Origin of the sequence: Enterococcus sp. DIV1937 (assembly GCF_050535975.1) — a bacterium.
In the GTDB taxonomy this organism is placed as follows: Bacteria; Bacillota; Bacilli; order Lactobacillales; family Enterococcaceae; genus Enterococcus; species Enterococcus faecalis.
In genome coordinates this window covers 958109-974311 of the sequence record NZ_CP172909.1, presented here as the reverse complement: position 1 = coordinate 974311, position 16203 = coordinate 958109, and the positions used below count along the sequence as shown (strand labels likewise).

19 protein-coding genes are annotated in these 16203 nt (G+C 36.7%); 3 read left to right on the top strand and 16 right to left on the bottom strand.

What is annotated here, in order from left to right:
• Positions 1-29: 29 nt before the first annotated feature.
• Both dapA and IGL13_RS04785 read right to left on the bottom strand, forming a co-directional pair.
• Positions 30-902, bottom strand: coding sequence for a 4-hydroxy-tetrahydrodipicolinate synthase (gene dapA, locus IGL13_RS04790; RefSeq protein ID WP_002361644.1), 873 nt, complete (start codon positions 900-902; stop codon positions 30-32).
• A gap of 33 nt (positions 903-935) precedes the next feature.
• Positions 936-2003, bottom strand: a complete 1068-nt coding sequence (locus tag IGL13_RS04785) for an aspartate-semialdehyde dehydrogenase (RefSeq protein WP_002381968.1) — start codon at positions 2001-2003, stop codon at positions 936-938.
• Between the two features lie 206 nt (positions 2004-2209).
• Between IGL13_RS04785 and IGL13_RS04780 the strand changes: the two genes are divergently transcribed.
• Together IGL13_RS04780 and nfsA are read left to right on the top strand one after the other, a co-directional pair.
• The gene (locus IGL13_RS04780; RefSeq protein WP_002357960.1) at positions 2210-2668 is read left to right on the top strand and encodes an S-ribosylhomocysteine lyase; all 459 of its coding nucleotides are present in this window, start codon (positions 2210-2212) and stop codon (positions 2666-2668) included.
• Between the two features lie 83 nt (positions 2669-2751).
• Entirely contained in the window at positions 2752-3486 is a 735-nt protein-coding gene (gene nfsA / locus IGL13_RS04775; RefSeq protein ID WP_002357961.1) for an oxygen-insensitive NADPH nitroreductase, read from the top strand.
• Positions 3487-3543: 57 nt separating this feature from the next.
• Here nfsA and IGL13_RS04770 read toward each other — a convergent pair whose 3' ends face one another.
• The 13 genes from IGL13_RS04770 to IGL13_RS04710 all read right to left on the bottom strand — a co-directional run bounded on the left by IGL13_RS04770 (position 3544) and on the right by IGL13_RS04710 (position 14770).
• On the bottom strand, positions 3544-3792 hold the full coding sequence (locus IGL13_RS04770; RefSeq protein WP_002357962.1) for a YtxH domain-containing protein: 249 nt from the start codon (positions 3790-3792) through the stop codon (positions 3544-3546).
• A 90-nt stretch (positions 3793-3882) separates the two neighbouring features.
• Positions 3883-4761, bottom strand: coding sequence for a fructokinase ScrK (scrK, locus tag IGL13_RS04765; protein ID WP_002357964.1), 879 nt, complete (start codon positions 4759-4761; stop codon positions 3883-3885).
• A 226-nt stretch (positions 4762-4987) separates the two neighbouring features.
• Positions 4988-5200 (bottom strand): hypothetical protein, encoded by a 213-nt coding sequence (locus IGL13_RS04760; RefSeq protein ID WP_002357965.1) that lies wholly within the window; start codon positions 5198-5200, stop codon positions 4988-4990.
• Positions 5193-6257: a DUF916 and DUF3324 domain-containing protein gene (locus IGL13_RS04755; protein ID WP_002378201.1), complete on the bottom strand. Its 1065-nt coding sequence runs from the start codon at positions 6255-6257 to the stop codon at positions 5193-5195. The genes IGL13_RS04760 and IGL13_RS04755 overlap by 8 nt, the downstream gene beginning before the upstream one ends.
• 138 nt (positions 6258-6395) lie before the next feature.
• Positions 6396-6806, bottom strand: coding sequence for a glycerol-3-phosphate cytidylyltransferase (gene tagD, locus IGL13_RS04750; protein WP_002384695.1), 411 nt, complete (start codon positions 6804-6806; stop codon positions 6396-6398).
• Positions 6807-6858: 52 nt separating this feature from the next.
• Positions 6859-7452, bottom strand: a complete 594-nt coding sequence (locus tag IGL13_RS04745; protein ID WP_002378200.1) for a hypothetical protein — start codon at positions 7450-7452, stop codon at positions 6859-6861.
• Positions 7453-8199, bottom strand: coding sequence for a WecB/TagA/CpsF family glycosyltransferase (locus IGL13_RS04740; RefSeq protein WP_002360559.1), 747 nt, complete (start codon positions 8197-8199; stop codon positions 7453-7455).
• On the bottom strand, positions 8189-9301 hold the full coding sequence (gene tagB / locus IGL13_RS04735) for a teichoic acid biosynthesis protein TagB (RefSeq protein ID WP_002378198.1): 1113 nt from the start codon (positions 9299-9301) through the stop codon (positions 8189-8191). The genes IGL13_RS04740 and tagB overlap by 11 nt, the downstream gene beginning before the upstream one ends.
• A gap of 316 nt (positions 9302-9617) precedes the next feature.
• A complete protein-coding gene (locus IGL13_RS04730; RefSeq protein WP_002357967.1) occupies positions 9618-9887 on the bottom strand; it encodes a type B 50S ribosomal protein L31 in 270 nt (89 codons plus the stop codon).
• Between the two features lie 99 nt (positions 9888-9986).
• Positions 9987-11279 (bottom strand): transcription termination factor Rho, encoded by a 1293-nt coding sequence (rho, locus tag IGL13_RS04725; RefSeq protein ID WP_002357968.1) that lies wholly within the window; start codon positions 11277-11279, stop codon positions 9987-9989.
• Positions 11276-12568, bottom strand: a complete 1293-nt coding sequence (locus IGL13_RS04720) for a UDP-N-acetylglucosamine 1-carboxyvinyltransferase (RefSeq protein ID WP_002357969.1) — start codon at positions 12566-12568, stop codon at positions 11276-11278. The genes rho and IGL13_RS04720 overlap by 4 nt, the downstream gene beginning before the upstream one ends.
• Positions 12569-12741: 173 nt before the next feature.
• Positions 12742-13611, bottom strand: a complete 870-nt coding sequence (locus IGL13_RS04715; protein WP_002357972.1) for a class II fructose-bisphosphate aldolase — start codon at positions 13609-13611, stop codon at positions 12742-12744.
• 202 nt (positions 13612-13813) lie between these two features.
• Positions 13814-14770, bottom strand: coding sequence for a YitT family protein (locus tag IGL13_RS04710; protein WP_194181325.1), 957 nt, complete (start codon positions 14768-14770; stop codon positions 13814-13816).
• 231 nt (positions 14771-15001) lie between these two features.
• On the opposite strand from IGL13_RS04710, the gene IGL13_RS04705 reads away from it, so the two are divergent.
• The gene (locus IGL13_RS04705) at positions 15002-15496 is read left to right on the top strand and encodes a YajQ family cyclic di-GMP-binding protein (protein ID WP_002357974.1); all 495 of its coding nucleotides are present in this window, start codon (positions 15002-15004) and stop codon (positions 15494-15496) included.
• 16 nt (positions 15497-15512) lie between these two features.
• On the opposite strand, the gene IGL13_RS04700 is transcribed toward IGL13_RS04705, so the two are convergent.
• Complete coding sequence (locus tag IGL13_RS04700; RefSeq protein ID WP_002378196.1) at positions 15513-16196, bottom strand: HD domain-containing protein; 684 nt, start codon at positions 16194-16196, stop codon at positions 15513-15515.
• Positions 16197-16203 lie beyond the last annotated feature (7 nt).

Genomic DNA, 16203 nt, shown 5'->3' with positions numbered 1-16203 from the left:
CTTTTCACCTCTCTATGATTACACGTTCTTTAAATCTCTAACGTGCGAATAATTCTTTGCTCTTCTTCTGGTGTACAAGCAACTAGAGGTAAACGTAAATTTCCAACAGGAATACCTAAATGATTTAAGGCCGCTTTCACGGGTGCCGGCGAAGGCACTGAAAACAATGCGTTCATTTTTGGTAATAACTGTCGTTGAATTTTAGCCGCTTCCGGCAAGTTTCCCTGCTCCAGCGCTTGATACATCTCATACATTGACGAACCGAAGACATGACTGGCTACCGAAATAACCCCTTGTCCGCCAAGTGCCTTGGTGGCAAAAGCCAACCCGTCTTCTCCAGTATACACTAGAAAGTCTTTTGGCGCTCTTTCAATCAACTCAGTAATTGCATCTAACCCTGCACATTCTTTAATTGCCACAATTTTTTCCAATTGTGCTAAGCGCAAAGTAGTTTCCACTTCTAGGCATGCAGCCGTTCTACCAGGAACATTGTACAAAATAATTGGCAGTTCACTTGCTTCTGCGATGGTTTTAAAATGTTGATACATACCTTCTTGATTTGGTTTATTATAATAAGGAACAACCGCCAAAACAGCATCGATACCAGCGATTGTCGCTAACTCTTTCACAAAAGCGACTGAGTCACGTGTATCATTCGTACCTACACCACAAATAATCGGAATACGTCCATCGATCAGTTCAATAATTCGCTGGAATAATTGTAATTCTTCTTCATGAGTTAACGTGGGTGATTCACCAGTTGTTCCTGCTAAAATAACGCCTTCTGTATGATTGGCCAATAAATAGTCTACCAATTGCGGTAGTTTATCAAAATCTATTTCTCCCGATTCTTGAAACGGCGTAACCATTGCCGTAATAATTGTTGCATTCGTTAAATCCATCCTATTCCCTCCCGAGTATACAATACAAACCTTCTAGTCGTTTTCAGGTACACGAAGCAAATTCATTTCGTGTAGCGTTTCAGCAATTTGGACCGAGTTCCAAGCAGCTCCTTTTAATAGGTTGTCTGATACAATCCATAAATGGAAACCGTTCTTCACGTCAACGTCTTGACGAATACGGCCGACAAATGTTTCTTTCTGGTTGACGCTATTTAGCGCTTGTGGATATAGTTGTTCACTTGGCTCATCTTGCAAAATTACACCTGGAGCTTGCGCCATTAATTCTTGGATGGCTGAGACCGATGCATCTGCTTGTTTCACTTCTATATAAACAGATTCAGAATGTCCTGAAATTACCGGAATACGGACACAGGTGGCAACAACTTTTAGCTTGTTGTCTCCCATGATTTTTTTTGTTTCATTCATCATTTTCCATTCTTCGTAGGTATACCCTGCTTCTGAAAAAACATCAATTTGAGGCAACGCATTAAAAGCAATTGGATAATGTTTTTCGTCACTGCCAGCTGGTAAAATTTCAGCTGACCATTCACTGACAGGTTTTCCCTCTAAAAAATCTTCGGCTTGTTCTTTTAGCTCATTAATTGCACGGATACCTGCGCCACTCACAGCTTGATACGTTGAAACGATGATTCGTTCTAAGCCAAACGCTTGCCGAATTGGTTCCAAGGCCACCATCATTTGAATCGTAGAACAATTGGGATTTGCGATGATTCCCTGATGATTTTTCAAGGCTTCCGGGTTCACTTCTGGAACAACTAAAGGAACATCTTTTGCCATTCTAAAATGGCTAGTGTTGTCAACAACAACAGCTCCGCGCTTAACTGCTTCTGGTGCAAACTTTTCGGAAATACTCCCACCAGCACTAAATAATGCTAAATCGATTCCTTCAAATGATTCCGGGACTAATTCTTCCACGATAAGAGGTTGCCCTTTAAACTGAATCTCTTGTCCAGCAGAACGCTTAGACGCCAATAACCTCACACTGGCAATTGGCAAACTTGTTTCTGCTAACAATTCAATCATTCTTGTCCCGACAGCACCTGTTGCTCCTACCACGGCAACATGATATTCTTTTCCCATATTTTCATACTCCCCTCTTACCTTCTTGTAAAAGCTACTTGTCCTATTTTACCATAGTATTGAAAAAACCTACATAGTCAAAAAAATGATTTTTTTATTTTCCCATGATATTTTAAAACTATTACCCATCAAAGGACTATCCATTGACTTTTGACTTAAATTTGTTATAGTTAAAACGAATTTAATTATAAAGGGAGCGAAATTTCATGGCACGCGTAGAAAGTTTTGAATTAGATCACAACACAGTAAAAGCACCATATGTTCGCCTTGCTGGCACAGAACAAAATGGTGATGCGTTAGTCGAAAAATATGACTTACGTTTCTTACAACCAAACAAAGATGCCCTACCAACAGGCGCATTACACACGTTGGAACATTTATTAGCAGTTAACATGCGTGATGAATTAAAAGGAATCATTGACATTTCGCCAATGGGTTGCCGCACTGGTTTTTATATGATTATGTGGGATCAACATTCACCACAAGAAATCCGTGATGCATTAGTCAACGTTTTAAACAAAGTAATCAATACAGAAGTTGTTCCAGCAGTCTCTGCAAAAGAGTGCGGAAACTACAAAGATCATTCTTTATTTGCAGCGAAAGAATACGCAAAAATCGTCTTAGACCAAGGAATTAGTTTAGATCCATTTGAACGTATTCTGTAATCTTTAGCAATTAACGACAGAGAAACCCACTATTAAGCTGTGGGTTTTTCTGTTCTCTTTCTTAATTTAAACGGAGGTTTTTTATGAATCAAACAATCGAACAATTACTAAGTCACCGTTCCGTTCGTCATTTTAAAAAGCAAGCGTTAACGGACAAGCAGAAACAACAGTTAATTACTGCAGCTCAAGCAGGATCAAGCTCCAATTTTTTACAAGCTTATACAATTATAGAAATCAAAGATCCTGAGCTACGCAGAGAATTGGGACGTTTAGCGAATTGTGAAGACTATGTCGTTAACACTGGTGTGTTCTATGTTTTTGTTGCTGATTTGTATCGTCATGCAACGATTTTGTCAAAAGAGGGGCAATCATTGGAACCCTTAAAGACACCAGAATCATTATTAGTAGCTGCCGTTGATACAACGATTGCTGCGCAAAACATGGCCATTGCGGCTGAATCTATGGATTTAGGGATTTGTTATATTGGCGGCATTCGAAATGACTTAGACACAGTAGCCAAACGCTTATCTTTGCCTGAATTAACTGTACCACTTTTCGGATTAACAATCGGTGTACCAGAAACGTTAAATGGTGTAAAACCACGGATGCCTTTTGAAAATATTTTAAGTGAAAATCACTACCAATCAGACAAATTGACAGATATGCACACATATGATGAATTATTAAAAGATTATTATGCCAGCCGCTCAAGTAACGCCCAAACAGCGGATTGGTCACAGAAGTCTTTGTCCTATTTTTCTTATAATCGTCGGCCAGAAGTAAAAACATTTTTACAGAAGCAAGGATTTGATATCTAAACAAAAGAGCGTGGGCTTACGTTATTTCAACGTAAGCCCACGCTCTTTTGTTAATTTTTATTTATCTTTACTAAATTTGTCTTTTAAGTCTTCAAAGCCTTCTTTAACTTTATCAGTTAATTTTTCAGCGCCTTCTTTAAGGTCGTCGCCGGCATCACGTGCTTTGTCTTTTACGTCAGCAAAGGTTGATTGAGCTTTTCCTTCAAGTTCTTTGCCTTTATCATCCGTAACTTTGCCTTGCGCTTCTTTTGCAGTACCTTCTACTTTATCTTTTGCATCGTCAAAACGTCCTTTTAAATCTGCCATGCTAATCCCTCCTAAATAATTAATTACATAATAAGAGTATCATTCTTAGCCATTTCCTTCAAATATAATGCATGAACTGCGAGTAAATGGTTATTTTTGAGCTATTAAAGCTTTTTTTGCCAAGGCAAAGCAACCAATTGTTCCTGGATTATCTTCTAAAAGAGGCGTCACCAAGTATTTTTCTAAAGGCGGTGTTTCCACATATCCATTGACTAATTCAGCAAATTTTTCACGAACTTTCGGCATCAAATGACGTTGTTTCATGACGCCGCCACCTAAAATGATCACTTCTGGCGCTAATAATAAAGTAGTATTGTACGCCGCTTGCGCTAAATAATAAGCTTCTAGTTCCCAAGTTTTATGATCCTCTTCCAATAAATGACCTTTTTTACCAGAACGACCTTCAACTGCTGGTCCTGCTGCAATCCCTTCTAAACAATCTCCATGATAAGGACAATTTCCTGCATACGTATCTTCAGGATGACGACGGACTAACGCATGCCCCATTTCTGGATGGCTAAAGCCTTCAATAAACTCACCGTTTTGAATCGCTCCAGCGCCAACACCAGTTCCAATTGTATAATATACACAACTAGATGTATGTTGCCCATTTCCAGCAACATACTCACCATATGCCGCAGCATTCACATCCGTTGTCCAAGCCATTGGCACATCAAAATGTTGTTTCATAGTTCCTAACAAGTCAAAGTTACGCCAAGCTAATTTTGGTGTAGAAGTGATATAACCATACGTAGGAGAATCAACGTGAATATCAATCGGACCAAACGAACCAATCCCAATCGCTTTTAAAGGATATTGTTGGAAAAATTCTATTACTTTTTTCATTGTTTCTTCTGGGGTTGTTGTGGGAAAACTGACACGTTCTACGATGGTCAAATCATCTGTCCCAACGCCACATACAAATTTTGTGCCACCGGCTTCGATACTTCCTAAAAGTTTTTCTGTCATTGCAATATGCTCCTTCGTTTCCATTTTATAAGTAAGCGGATACATTACTTTTGATTAAATAACTAACATACACGTTTAGTTTACCACTTTTTTGTCGTTTCGACAGAACAATTTAACAATTTCAGTCAGATTGCCCAATGAAATCTGGCAAGTTGCTAAAGAGCATTTTCCTAAAACAAAAAAACGAGCATTCACGGTTATCTAACAATGAATGCTCGTTTTTTGTTTATTGATTCTTTAGCGAAAAATATAACAATAGTCCGATTGTAATCCACCCACCACTAAGTAAAAGCATTAACCAACTTAAAAGCGTTTCTTTTAGAATACTTCTGGGTTCTTTTGCATGCTGAATAAAACTCATACTAGTCAGCAAAGAAAAGAGGAAAAACATAAAACAAATGACCGCTAAACCGCCAGACAACCAAAACCAACTAGCCATTATTCTCACTCTCCTTTTCGCTTGTTTTTTGATAATTATTGCGCCAAATGACACTATAAATTGCCCCAATTGTGATTACTAACAACGTGTAGAAAGTCGGTAACCACCATGTGGGTAGGACCCATTTGATCGTAGCTTCTTGATTCAATTTTTTTGCTTCACGAGTGTTAATCGTAAATTCTTGTTGAAAAGGCCAAGACCGTTGTTCATCTTGTTGTAAAATAGCACGTCCTGTAAATATATAAGTCCCAGCATCTAGCGGTTGTTTGCCCAAATCAAGATGAAAATTCATGGAACTATTTGGGGCAAAGCGAACATTTTTTAGTGTCCGTTGTGCAATTTTTTTAGAGGACCCTTTTTTTATCACTTGACCTTCTAAACGAACTTCTGGAAAAATAGCAGCACACGGATTTTGAATGACCGCCTTTAGCGATTTGGCCCCTAAAGCAATTGTAGGTGTTACTTTCGCTAATTTCAGTTGGTTCACCTCTGTTAAAGGAGCATTCTCAGCACTCCTCATGGCAATCGCAACATTAAACCCGTAGCGACTGGTTAATCCCGTTGCTTGGTTCTCTTCCTCTGTTTTTTCATCTTTGAGATGCGCATAAACCCCGCCTAAAACAACTCCTTTGATAGGCTGATCAAGTCCCTTCACCTTCATCTTTGCTGATACTGTTTGATGAGGCGGCACACTCACTTCCTCATTTTCTAAAGTAACCAAGTCTGTCAGCGGAACCTTTAACGATGAATCAAGTGGTTTATCAAAATCATTGTACACAATCAACCCATTATCATTTGTTGATGCATTTGCTAGAGTCAATACGATGGACAATTTTTCGTCTGTCTTATTTTTTATATCTAAGACAATAGTGGAAGATTGCTTTGGTGCCAGAATTAAATCATAATAACTAGATGTTCCTGACACTTGATTTTCTGGTAAAACAGGCGTTACTGTAAATTTAGTCTTCATTTCTTCTGTAGCTTCTACTTTTGGAACAATAATAAAAAATGTGAAAAACAGAAATAGACAGAAAACACCGACTTTTTTTCTACTCATTTCTTCAAGATCTCCTTTATAAAGCTGAATGTACCTACTAGTCTAACAAATCAGCAAAACAATGCTGATCAATCTTTGACTTTTGGGAAGGATAATCTTGAAAAAAGTCTCCTTGAAAAATACCAAGGAGACTTTTTATTATTCACTATAATATAATTCTTTTTTTATCTGTGTGGTTGATACTTCTGGCGTTCGTGGCAAATAAAGAACCTTTGCGGTTGTTTCAACTTCTAGAAAATCAAAAGCCCCTTGCCAATCATCGCCCATGACTAACGTATCAATTTTAAATTCAGCAATATCGGAAACTTTTTGTTTCCAACTAGTTTCAGGAATAACTAAATCAACATAACGAATTGCCTCTAATAATTGTTTACGTTTTTCATATGAAAAATAACTTTGTTTCTTTTTTTCTAAATTAAAAGCATCTGTTGAAAGTCCAACAATCAGGTAGTCCCCTTGTTGTTTCGCTTTTTTCAACAAATTAATATGACCATAGTGCAGGAGGTCAAATGTGCCGTAAGTAAGTATTTTTTTCATAAAAACCTCCATTGTACTTTGATATTTCTTCGTTAATTATCAATTTTTGTGAATAGAAAAAAGGCTACTCTTGATTGACTTTGATGGTTTTTCGATCAAATTTTTTATTTTCTGTAGCAGTATAAATTAGTAATAACTTACTCAGAGATTTTATAGAGAAAGACGTTGTTGTAGCTTTTTTTAATTGCTTTAACTGCTTTTGCAATTTTAACGGATTTTTATCTTTTAATAATTTAATTTTCGTTAAACGAAAAATGTGTTCCTGATGCTCAAATGAACGTTCAGCATCTGAATGACTAAAACGAAGATATTCTGAAAGCACCTCTTGATTTACAGCAACTTTTCCTTTTGGTAAAAACCATTCTTTGCCATTTTGATCTATTAGATGCCGCTCACTTTGATTTGAAATAACAATTTCTTTATCGTCTTCAAAAAGATACGAAAAAAGCATTGCTTTTTTTATAATTATGTACTCAGTTACTTCATATGAAGACAATTTTCTTAATTCTTCTATCAAACTATTCCATTGATTATTTTGAACAAATTTACTTAGTTTGTGAATAGGTGGTACTCGTAAAATGAACTTCTCATCTTTCTCTATTTTCACGATATAAAAAGTTGTGTCTACGTCATTTTCCCAAATAAACAAAATAATCATTTACTGCCCCCTAGACTTGTTGTTCCGATACTTAATAGTCAAATAAATATATTTAGGAATTTGCATTAACCGATCGTATCTCTTCATTGTCAAACAACGATATAACCATTCCAAATTGTGATTTATATAAAATTCTGGCGCTCTTTTTACTGATCCAGCTAATACGTCAAAAGTACCGCCTACGTCTAAAAATACATTAGCTGTCAGGTGATCAATTGTTTGTTCCAAAAAAATCTCTTGTTTCGGTGAACCTAATGCTACAAAGACAAACCTTGGTTCAGCTTTGTTAATTTGTTCCACAATTTCTTGCTGTTTTTTCTTTGTATAGCCATGTAAAATACCGCTAATAACAATCCCTGGATATTGTCGTTGAATATTTTTAGCTGCTGCTTCAACTACTTCTTGCTTTGCACCATACAAGAAGATTCGTTCCTTATGTTGATTTGCATACTCTAAAAAATTATCCATGACATCAATTCCTGTAACTCTTTCACGAATAGACCCACCCATTAGCTTCGATGCCTTGACCACACCTATCCCATCTGCAATCCGATGAGTTGCTCTTTTCAAATATAACTTAACTTCTGGATGTTCAAATGCTAACAATGAAATCTGCGGATTAACGCTAGTTACAATCATTTTCTCTTTAGCTTTGAGATAACTTTCTAAGTCATCCATAATTTCTTGATGTGTTAATACGTCAACTGGTAATCCCCCAATATATTCAGTGCGTACCTTACTTTTCACAAAATCCCCCCAAGATTCTCTCTACCAACTCTACTATTTTATTAATGGTCTCTTTTGACTGATATTGATTCCATTCTTCGTTAATTCTAGTAATATTATCTTTATAACTATTTATTGAAAAATTTGACAATGCCACAATCAACTGTTTTTCATTTTCAACTAACGGTCCTGGTAAATATTCAAAAAAATCAGGCTCAATTCCAGGATTTAATGCGTATTTTTCTAAATCTGGACAAAAAAATAAAATGTTCGGTTGCTCTTTAACATGCATGTATTCAAAGACCACACTCGAATAATCAGTAATCAAGTAGCCTATTTCACTAAAGCTTTCAAAAATATGCTTTTCCCAAATAGAAACATTTCTCGGTAGTTCAATGGCATCTAACTGGATTGATGGATGTAATTTCATATAAAAATGAAAATTTGGCATAGCAGAAAAAGCCTTTATTGCTTGATTTATCACAAGCATCATTTCATTCATTCCCTCTCGGTAAGTTGGTGCATATAAAACTTTATTATTCTGATTTGTTTCTCCTACCTCTAATTTTTCAAGATAAGCAAGACGCGGCGAACCAAAATGACAAAATTGAGCATTCTCGAGACGATAATTGTTTCTAAAAATTGCTTCCATTTTTAGTGAATTAACGATAAAATAATTCATTTTATCGTAAACTTTTTGAAACCTGATTTGATCCTTGCTACTTCTATGTTTCGTGTGATAAGCACCCCAGCCAAACTGTTTTAAAGCCCCATTAGCATGCCATAATTGGATAACTACTTGCTTTTTTTTTAAAATTGCCAATTCTGGAAAATAATTATCTACAAAAATTAACGGCGCTGACTTCAAGTATGAAATCGCCGTTGTAATCAACAAAGTTTTCTTATCAAAAAGTATCGTCTTTATGCCTTTTTGATTTAAGGATGCTGCGTATGATTGACAATTTTTTGTATAAAGTACTATTATCATTCCGTGATATTGTTGTTCTAATTGTTCAATTAAATGTCCATCATTTCTTGGGAAACTCATTATGTACACAATTTTTACTTTTTTATGCTTGTACGGTCTCCATCTTAATACTGTTAAGTACAATTGTTTTAGCACTTTTATATCCTTTCACAAACAATAGTTTTCTTATAAAAAAGATATGATCAAAGTCTTTAAAAAGAAAAAGCTTACATATAAACTCATTAAAACAAATTATACCTTAAAGATTCTAAAAAGACAATTGCACTTTACAATATGTATACTATCCAAATAATTTAAATTATACGGTATACGGACTAGCTATACTTTCAGTTAAATAAAATAATATTTAAATAATTTCTCTGAATTTAAAACTGCCTATCCAACAAAAATAGAGGTTTCCCACCACAGTGGAAAACCTCTATAAACCTTGTCATAACAATGTTTTGAAAGACTATGCGTCTGGATTTGCGTTTTCGTCTTTGAGACCGTATTTTTTGTTGAAACGGTCCACACGTCCGTCGGCTTGTGTGAATTTTTGACGACCAGTGTAGAATGGGTGTGAGTCTGAAGTAACCTCAACACGTAATAATGGATAAGTATTGCCATCTTCCCATTCAACAGTTTCTGAAGATCCTTTAGTTGAACCTGAAAGGAATTTGAAACCTGTTGTTGAATCCATGAATACTACTGGTTGGTAATTTGGATGGATATCTTGTTTCATACGTTTTTTCGCTCCTTTGCCCTGATCCATTTGCTGTATCAGAGTTATTTTGTCGGTATACAACAATGCTATCTTACCATGTTTTCAGTTGGTATGCAATTATCTTTTTGGATTTCTTTTAATTTGTTTACCAAACGAAACATCATGGAAAACTTCAAATAATTGTTGATTATTTTGGGTCCGTTTTAACATTTTTATGAATTGATCCGTATATTCCAGCGAGTCTCCTGACATATTATTTCTCAATTTCCACGTTTCTTCTAGTTGTTCTGGTGTCATTAGCAACTCTTCTTTTCGCGTACTTGATTTTTTAATATCAATTGCTGGGAAAATACGGCGCTCTGCTAATTCACGAGATAAATGGAGCTCCATGTTGCCTGTACCTTTGAATTCTTCATAGATGACATCATCCATTCGGCTACCTGTATCCACCAATGCCGTGGCTAAAATAGTCAGACTGCCCCCTTCTTCGATATTTCTGGCAGCACCAAAAAATCGTTTAGGTTTGAAAAACGCAGCTGGATCTATTCCGCCACTTAAGGTTCGACCACTAGGCGGGACCACTAAATTATAGGCCCTTGCTAAACGAGTGATGCTGTCCATTAAAATAACTACGTCCCGTTTGTCTTCAACTAAGCGCATTGCTCGATCCAGAACCAATTCAGCAACTCGCGTATGATTTTGTGGTTGTTGATCAAAAGTTGAAGAAACCACATCGCCTTTAACACTTCGCTCTAAATCAGTCACTTCTTCAGGACGCTCGTCAATTAACAACAGAATCAATTCCACATCAGGATGATTTTCTGTAATCCCATTAGCAATTTCCTTTAAAACACTTGTTTTCCCCGCTTTTGGCGGCGCTACAATTAAACCACGTTGCCCAAAACCAATTGGGGCAAATACATCAATCATTCGTGTTGATAATCTGCCAGCCGTTGTTTCTAACGTTAATTGTTTTTCAGGATACAACGGTGTTAGCGCTGGAAAATGTGGCCGCTCTTTCGCTTCTTCAGGATCTTTCCCATTGACACTTTCAACATGCATGAGTCCATAGTAACGTTCTGATTCCTTTGGCGGACGCGCCTTGCCAGCTACTTTGTCCCCATTTCTCAATCCGAAACGACGAATTTGAGAAGAAGAAATATAAATGTCTTCTGCACTTGGTCCATAATTAATTGGCCGCAAAAAGCCATAACCATCCTGAGAAACAATATCTAAAATTCCTTCCATGAAGAAAAACCCTTGCTTCTCAGCTTGTGCACGAATCACAGCTAAAGACAATTCTTTTTTGTTCATTTGGCTATAATAAGGAATTTTAAACTCTTTCGCGTACGCATAAATATCTTTTAACGTACTGTTTTCCAATTCAGCCATTGTTAAATAGTCGCTCATTGATCCACCTCAAACGGACCTTCTTGTTCTTCGGTTTCTAGCATTTGAATATCAGCGCCTAAAGCAGTTAACTTTTCGATAATGTGGTCGTACCCACGTAAAATATATTCTACATTATAAATAGTGGTCGTACCTTCAGCCATCAAGCCGGCAGTGACTAGGCAAGCGCCTGCCCGTAAATCAGAGGCGACTACTTCTGCACCGTGCAATTGATTTGGGCCATTTAAGATAATCATATTGCCTTCAACCGAAGCATCAGCCCCCATCCGCACCAACTCAGGGATATGCTTATTTCGTTGAGCATAAATCGTATCAATAATTTCACCAGTTCCTTGTGCTTTTAAAAGTAATGGCGTTAACGGTTGTTGCAAGTCTGTGGCAAAACCAGGATACGGATAGGTTTTCACCGTCGTCATTTTCAGATCATGTGATGGATGAACTTCAATCATGTCTTCTTCAATTGTCATCTTAACGCCCATTTCTTGCAATTTCGCAATGAAGCTTTCTAAATGCTCATAAATAACATTTCGAACCTTGATTCCTTCACCCATAGCTGCTGCCATAGCTAAATAAGTCCCAGCTTCAATTCGATCTGGAATAATCGAGTGACGACAGCCATGTAATTCTTCGACACCTTCAATCCGAATAACGTCCGTTCCAGCTCCTCGAACTTTTGCACCCATGTTATTTAATAATGTAGCAATATCAATAATTTCTGGCTCACGCGCAGCATTTTCAATAATCGTTTTGCCTTTGGCTTTAACTGCGGCTAACATGACATTGATTGTAGCGCCAATAGATACCATATCCATAAAAATTCGTGTTCCTTGTAAGCCAGCTTCGTCTGTTCTCAAGTACATCGCCCCATGTTCGTTGGTTACATGAGCGCCTAATGCTTCAAATCCTTTGATATGTAAATCAATTGGACGAGGGCCTAAGTAACAACCGCCAGGTAAGCCGACAACGCCTTCCCCAAATCGACCAAGAAGTGAGCCCATAAAATAATAGGACGCACGTAAGCTATTGATTTTTCCTTTTGGCATTGGCACAGAAACAACTTCTGTTGGGTCAATAATTAATGTATTATTTTCAAAAGTAATTTTAGCACCCATAATTTCTAAAATTTCAATTAATGAGTGAACATCCTGAATGTCAGGAACGCCATCTAAAGTCACGGGCGAATCTGCTAAAATAGCAGCTGGAATTAAAGCGACCACACTATTTTTAGCGCCGCTAATGGTTACTTCGCCTTTTAATGGACGATTCCCATTGATTACAATTTTTTTCATTTATATTCTCACCTATCTGTAATATACGTTTTCTAAATAAACTACCCAATCATTCTATCATAATCAAGCTTAAGAAAAAAGAAAACTTCTCAGGTATTTTAATAGAATGAAAAAATAACAAAAAATAAAAAAGACAGCCACGTGCTGTGGCTGTCTTTAACGTAACTAGTTGATTAAGCTTTGTTAGCTGAACCGAACCAATCAATGTGTTCTTCTGCATCTTTGATGATTGCAGCTTTACCTGGTGCTAATAATTTACGAGGGTCAAATCCTTTACCTTCTAAATCTTTACCAGCTTCAATATATTCGCGCGTTGCTTTAGCGAATGATAATTGGAATTCTGTATTTACGTTAACTTTTGAGATACCCATTGAAATTGCTTTTTCAATTTGTTCTTGAGGAATACCAGAACCTCCGTGTAATACTAGAGGTACATCAGAACCGACAGCTTCAGCAATTGCTTGTAAGTGATCAAATGCTAAACCTTTCCAGTTTTCTGGATATTGACCATGGATGTTACCGATACCACATGCTAAGTAGTCAATACCTGTAGCAACCATTTGTTTACATTCTTCGATATCAGCTAATTCGCCAGTACCGATGATTCCGTCTTCTTCACCACCGATTGAACCAACTTCACATTCGACAGAAATACCTTTAGCGTGCGCTTTTTCAACTACATCTTTCGCTAATTTTAAGTTTTCTTCGAATGGTAAGTGAGAACCATCAAACATGATTGAAGTATAGCCAACTTCGATACATTCTAAAGCAGCTTCGTAGTCACCGTGGTCTAAGTGAATTGCTACTGGAACTGTGATATTCATTGAGTCTACTAAATTAGTAATCATGTCTTTAGCTACTTTGTAGCCGCCCATGTATTTAGCAGCGCCCATTGATGTTTGGATTAGAACTGGTGCTTTTTTAGCTTCTGCTGCTTCTAAAATCGCTTGTGTCCATTCTAAGTTATTTGTGTTATAGCCACCTACTGCATAGCCGCCTTTACGTGCTGCTTTTAAGAATTCTGCTCCTGATACTACTGGCATAAAAAATTCCTCCTAAGTTTTTAAAAACTTTATTTGTTAGGTGTTCCCTAACCAACGGTTCTATTTTAGCAGAATTCCTGACACTTTTCTAGTAAAATTCCCTTTTTCAGAAAATTTTTGTCTATTCTTTCACATAACCTTCATTTTTATAAAAAAACCTCCAGTTTTCCCGTTAAGACTTTGGGACCTGAAGGCCGACTTGCTATTTTAATTTTTTCTTTGGCGGATAACGTTTCACCTTGTAAGATTGAAGCTCAGGAAATGTTCCTGTACTATGAAAAATCCGTTGTTCATCTTCATTGGCAAAACGCCCTAAAACCGATTGTGTTGGTAAAATATTTACAAAGGCATTCTCATCGATACTGTAAACTGCTTGTTCTAAATCATAGAGCTCGTAGCGAGTAATGACCATCATAATCATCCGACCTTCTGCACCTGAATAGCCGCCGATTGAAGGCAACAAGGTCATGCCACGAGCGATTTGTTGAGAAACTTCTAAGGCAACAGCTTCTGGTCTCGTGGTGACAATCATTGCTGTGACTTTTTGGTGACTGGTATGAATCATGTCGACCACCTGACTCAAACAGTAAATAGAAATAATAGTATACAACGCACTTTCCCAGTTAAATACAAAACCAGCCAACAGCACAATAATACCATTTAATAAGAACATAAAATTACCAACGGTTTTCCCTGTTGTTTTTGAAAGAATCAGTGAAATAATATCCATGCCGCCAGTGTTAAAGCCCATTTTCAATGAAAGCCCTGCGCCAACGCCGACTAAGACACCACCCATAATTGCGTTCATCAAAGGATTCGTTGTGACTGTTACGATTGGCACAAACATAGTGACAACGGAAATACCAATAACATTGATGAAACTAAGAATCATTGATTGTTTCCCTAATTTTACAAACCCTAGAATGAAGACGGGAATGTTTAAAAATAAAATGAAGATCCCTGTATTAATATGGATTCCTAAATTTGTATATAATAATGTAGCAATGATTTGCGCAATTCCGTTCATCCCTGCCGAAAAAACTTTTGCCGGAATCAAAAAGAAATTCAAACCGACCGCAGAAGTCAAAGCGGTTATCGCCATCACTGCTATTTTTTTTATCGATTCATTTCTTTGGTAAGTACTAACCAATCGACTCATTTTTCTTCGCTCCTTCGCTATTCTTCTGACTTAGAATAACAGGTTCTATCCTAAAAGAAAAGGGGCTAAAAGCGAACATTGAAAATTTTTTTTGCAACGTTTCCATGAAAGAATGCGGGAAGATATCCCTAAAATTGATCTTCTTATTTCTCTATTCAAAATGATTCTAGCCTAACCTTTTTTACTATTTCATGATATGATGAAGCAAAGAATATTTTAGGAGGTTTTTACATGGCTGCAAAAGAAGCAAGTTTTGATGTAGTTTCAGAGGTCAATATGGAGGAAGTCAAAAACGCAATTCAAATTGCCTTGAAAGAATTGAAAAATCGTTTTGACTTTAAAGGGTCAATTGCTGATATTAAATTGGAAAACGATAAACTAGTAGTCGTAGCTGAAGATGATTATAAAGTCGAGCAAGTGAAGGATATTTTATTTGGAAAATTAGTCAAACGCAATGTTCCGATTAAAAATATTCATTTCTCAGAAAGTGAAAAAGCCTTAGGCGGTACTGCTCGCCAATATGGTGATTTAATCAGTGGTATTGATAAAGAAAATGCAAAAAAAATCAACACAGCTATCAAAAACTCTGGGATTAAAGTTAAGTCACAAATCCAAGAAGACAAAATTCGGGTAACTGGAAAAAGTCGGGATGATTTACAAAAAGTCATGGCTCTTTTACGAGAATTAGATTTACCAATGGCTCTTGAGTTTAACAATTATCGCTAAAAAAATCCTTCAACTGTTAATGAACAGTTGAAGGATTTTTTTGTTTTGGTACCGGCCATTCTTGATTATTCAATAAAACGATTGGTCGGCGTTGAATTTTTTCTGAAAAAGCGGCAATTGCTTTGAAGACCTTTGGCATAAAATAAAACGCATTTAATTCTTCTAAATCCAGTTCTTCTTCTGCCGTAAACGCGACACAAACCTCTTGTTCTGAAAGCATAATTTCAATTTTCTTTAAAAATTGAAATTGCCGCATTCCTGGCACGAAATAACCAGCCTTTGCAACACGAGAGGTTGTAATATCTAACTTATCACTAATGATTAGCGCTAGTGTCATTAACTCTTCCGAATCAAAGCCATTACTATGATTTTCTATAGAAGATAAAATTTCTTCTTGATAAGGCAAACAAATCTTTTGCTTACGAAAATATGCTTCTGCAAATTGTTTCCCACGAAGTGCATGTCCTGCTTTTCCTTGTAGCGCACCCACATCATGGAGCAGTGCCGCAATTTTTGCCGCCTCTAAATACTCCTCTGAAACAGCAAGTTGTTTCAAAATCATTTCCGTCATGGCTACGACATTGGTTACATGAAACCAATTATGGTATGCCCACCCAGCTTCTTCATCTTCCATTTGACCAATTGCATCATAAATTTGTCGAATTTCAGTATCTTGATGAATGCGTTCAAACAACTTCATTTATTTT

What these genes read in the sequence shown, in the direction of transcription:
- dapA (WP_002361644.1), bottom strand. Translation starts at nt 902, where the DNA reads ATGGATTTAACGAATGCAACAATTATTACGGCAATGGTTACGCCGTTT.
- IGL13_RS04785 (WP_002381968.1), bottom strand. Translation starts at nt 2,003, where the DNA reads ATGGGAAAAGAATATCATGTTGCCGTGGTAGGAGCAACAGGTGCTGTC.
- IGL13_RS04780 (WP_002357960.1), top strand. Translation starts at nt 2,210, where the DNA reads ATGGCACGCGTAGAAAGTTTTGAATTAGATCACAACACAGTAAAAGCA.
- nfsA (WP_002357961.1), top strand. Translation starts at nt 2,752, where the DNA reads ATGAATCAAACAATCGAACAATTACTAAGTCACCGTTCCGTTCGTCAT.
- IGL13_RS04770 (WP_002357962.1), bottom strand. Translation starts at nt 3,792, where the DNA reads ATGGCAGATTTAAAAGGACGTTTTGACGATGCAAAAGATAAAGTAGAA.
- scrK (WP_002357964.1), bottom strand. Translation starts at nt 4,761, where the DNA reads ATGACAGAAAAACTTTTAGGAAGTATCGAAGCCGGTGGCACAAAATTT.
- IGL13_RS04760 (WP_002357965.1), bottom strand. Translation starts at nt 5,200, where the DNA reads ATGGCTAGTTGGTTTTGGTTGTCTGGCGGTTTAGCGGTCATTTGTTTT.
- IGL13_RS04755 (WP_002378201.1), bottom strand. Translation starts at nt 6,257, where the DNA reads ATGAGTAGAAAAAAAGTCGGTGTTTTCTGTCTATTTCTGTTTTTCACA.
- tagD (WP_002384695.1), bottom strand. Translation starts at nt 6,806, where the DNA reads ATGGAGGTTTTTATGAAAAAAATACTTACTTACGGCACATTTGACCTC.
- IGL13_RS04745 (WP_002378200.1), bottom strand. Translation starts at nt 7,452, where the DNA reads ATGATTATTTTGTTTATTTGGGAAAATGACGTAGACACAACTTTTTAT.
- IGL13_RS04730 (WP_002357967.1), bottom strand. Translation starts at nt 9,887, where the DNA reads ATGAAACAAGATATCCATCCAAATTACCAACCAGTAGTATTCATGGAT.
- rho (WP_002357968.1), bottom strand. Translation starts at nt 11,279, where the DNA reads ATGAGCGACTATTTAACAATGGCTGAATTGGAAAACAGTACGTTAAAA.
- IGL13_RS04720 (WP_002357969.1), bottom strand. Translation starts at nt 12,568, where the DNA reads ATGAAAAAAATTGTAATCAATGGGAATCGTCCATTAAAAGGCGAAGTA.
- IGL13_RS04715 (WP_002357972.1), bottom strand. Translation starts at nt 13,611, where the DNA reads ATGCCAGTAGTATCAGGAGCAGAATTCTTAAAAGCAGCACGTAAAGGC.
- IGL13_RS04710 (WP_194181325.1), bottom strand. Translation starts at nt 14,770, where the DNA reads ATGAGTCGATTGGTTAGTACTTACCAAAGAAATGAATCGATAAAAAAA.
- IGL13_RS04705 (WP_002357974.1), top strand. Translation starts at nt 15,002, where the DNA reads ATGGCTGCAAAAGAAGCAAGTTTTGATGTAGTTTCAGAGGTCAATATG.
- IGL13_RS04700 (WP_002378196.1), bottom strand. Translation starts at nt 16,196, where the DNA reads ATGAAGTTGTTTGAACGCATTCATCAAGATACTGAAATTCGACAAATT.